This window comes from Micromonospora sp. KC721 (genome assembly GCF_004348355.1).
In the GTDB taxonomy this organism is placed as follows: Bacteria; Actinomycetota; Actinomycetes; order Mycobacteriales; family Micromonosporaceae; genus Micromonospora.
This window is the reverse complement of sequence record NZ_SMJY01000354.1, coordinates 1-2,411: the sequence shown is the minus strand read 5'-3', so window position 1 is coordinate 2,411 and position 2,411 is coordinate 1. Positions and strand designations below refer to the sequence as shown.

Genomic DNA, 2,411 nt, shown 5'->3' with positions numbered 1-2,411 from the left:
CCCGCCAGCCGTCGCGCTCTCCGGCCAGCGCCCGCCGGCCGGAGTCGGTGAGCTGGTAGGTGCGTCGTTCACGGCCGTTGACGGTGCTCCACGAGCTGACCACGTGCCCGGCCCGCTCCAGCCGCCGCAGCGCCGGATAGATGGTGCCGGTGGGCAGATCGAGGCTGCCGTCGCTGCGTGCCCGCAACGCCTCGATGATGGCGTACCCGTGCAGGGCACCCTGTTCCAGCACCGCCAACAGCAGCGCGTCGAGGTGTCCGTGCAGCGACTGGGCCTTCATAAGTAGGAAGCCTACTTGTGGGTCCTCCGGACCGCCAGCGGGGTGCGGGGTCCGCATCCGCAGGACGGACCACTAGGGTATGTGCCCAGAGTCACTGGTCGGCGGAAGCCGTCGACCAGTGGGCAACCCGACGCACACGGAGGTCAGCGTGGTCCGCCAGTCGCCCCAACGGCCCGACGCCGACGAGCCCGAGCTCGACGCCACCGACGGGCCAGTCGATTCCGCAGCGGAACGCGGCGCCGCCGACCGCGCCCTCTGGGACGAGCTGCGGATCGACCCGGTGGAGATCGCCCTGCCCGCCGGCACCGGCTTCACCCTGCGGGCGTACCGGCCGGCGCGGGAGCTGACCCCGACCGACGTCGCCGAGCGCGACGAGGACGACCCCTTCCTGGCCCGCCGCCAGGTCGTCGAGACCGACGAGGACGACGAGGAGGTGGTGATCCTCGACGAGGAGTTCGCCGCCCTCACCGCCGAGGAGGACGAGCAGGAGGCCGAGGGTCGCCGTAAGGCCGACGCCGACGCCGACTCCGAGGACGCCGACTCCGAGGACGCCGACGAAGCGGCCGGCGACGAGGAAGTCCCGCTCTTCCTGACCCACAAGGGCCGGCTGCTGCTCTTCAAGACCCCCGAGGCGCTGGTCAGCTTCATCCGGTCCGGCGCGCCGAACGACATGTCCCAACTGGACAGCTGGCAGGAGCTGACCGAACGGGTGGAGCCGGCCGACATCGCGCCGCTCGACGAGGACATGTACGAACTGGACCTGGTCGTGGAGAACCTGCGCGGCGGGCACGACACCTGGGACCCCACGCTGCTGATCGAGGCCGGCGAGGTCGCCCGTGACCTGGCGTACGCGCTGCGACTGCCGGCGGTGCTGGACATGCTCTCCGCCGGCTCCAGCCTCGACGACCTCGACGAGGCGTTGCGGGCGTCTGTCAATGGTGGGATCGGAGGATTCTTCGGCCGCCGACGGCTGAAGAGAATCGGAGCGCAGACCGCCAGCCTGGGTTGGCGCACCATTGTCGGCAAGATCTCTGCCGTGGTGGACTGGCGCGACTGACCTCGACCAGGGAGCATCAGTCTCTGGCAGAAAAGACCTGTGTCCCGGGAGGAGGACGACGCCGTGGCGCTCGTGCGCGTGTACTGCGGTCTGGCCTCGGCGGATCCGGCCGACCGACCGGCATCGGCCGGATCGACGCTGACGTCCGCTGTGGTCGACGACGCAGGCCGTCTGCTGCACGTCTGCGAGATCAGCGACGAGCCGGCGGGCTACGCCCAGCTGGTCACGCTGCTCGTGGAGCGGTCGGGCGGGCTGAGCGGCGCGGCGATCGCGGCCGACAGCGACGACCACACGGTCACGTCGCTGTTGAGCGCCGCCGGGCGTCCACTCGCGATCGCCGACGACGACTCGGTCGACGACTTCGCCGAGCGTTTCGCCGACGACGACTCGCTGGAGGAGATGCAGTCCCCGCCGGCCGAGCGACGGGCGGTTGGCCTGGCGCGCGCCCTCCAGGCGGGCGCTCTCTCCGCGGTCACCCTGCCGGCACCTCGGGACCTGGCCAACTACAAGCAGGTCCTGTCGGCGCACGGCGCCCTCTCCAGCGGTCGCCACTCCGCCGCCGTGGCGCTGCGCGAGGTGCTTCGCGAGCTCTACCCCGCCGCGCTGCGGGCGTACCCGGACCCGGCCGAGCCGGTGCCGCTGGCCGTCCTGGACGCCCTCCCCGAGCCCGGCATGCTCTCCGGCACGACCACTCAGGGCCGGGAGGTCTCCGTCGCCGCCGACGCGGTCGCGGCACACCTGGCCGCCGACGGGGTCGCCGAGGCCGACGAGATCGACGCCGCGGTGACCGCGCTACGGGTGGCCGTCTCCGAGACGCCCCGACGGGCCACGGTCAACCGGGCGCTCACCGCCGCGGTCGCCGAGACCGTCCGGCAGGCGGTCGCCGCGGTACGGGCCTGCGACGCCGGCTGTGAGGCCCTGGTCAGCACGCTCACCGCCCGCACCAGCACCGCGACGCCGGCACCGGGCCGCCGCGCCGCCGCCCGCCGCGGCGAACCGGTCGCCGACCTGCCCGGGATCAGCGGCACCGGGGGCGGGCTGCGCGCCGTACGCTCGACCGAGCCCGCCACGCCC

The 2,411-nt window shown here is 73.1% G+C and carries 2 protein-coding genes and 1 pseudogene; 2 read left to right on the top strand and 1 reads right to left on the bottom strand.

Annotated features, from left to right (window positions below):
- Window positions 1-280 (bottom strand): PadR family transcriptional regulator (locus E1182_RS30205; protein ID WP_132271138.1); only part of this gene is annotated, 280 nt, incomplete at its 3' end.
- Between the two features lie 118 nt (window positions 281-398).
- On the opposite strand from E1182_RS30205, the gene E1182_RS30200 reads away from it, so the two are divergent.
- Entirely contained in the window at window positions 399-1,337 is a 939-nt protein-coding gene (locus E1182_RS30200; RefSeq protein ID WP_132271137.1) for a DNA primase, read from the top strand.
- A 39-nt stretch (window positions 1,338-1,376) separates the two neighbouring features.
- Window positions 1,377-2,411 (top strand): annotated as a pseudogene (locus E1182_RS30195) (transposase); the annotation flags it as partial.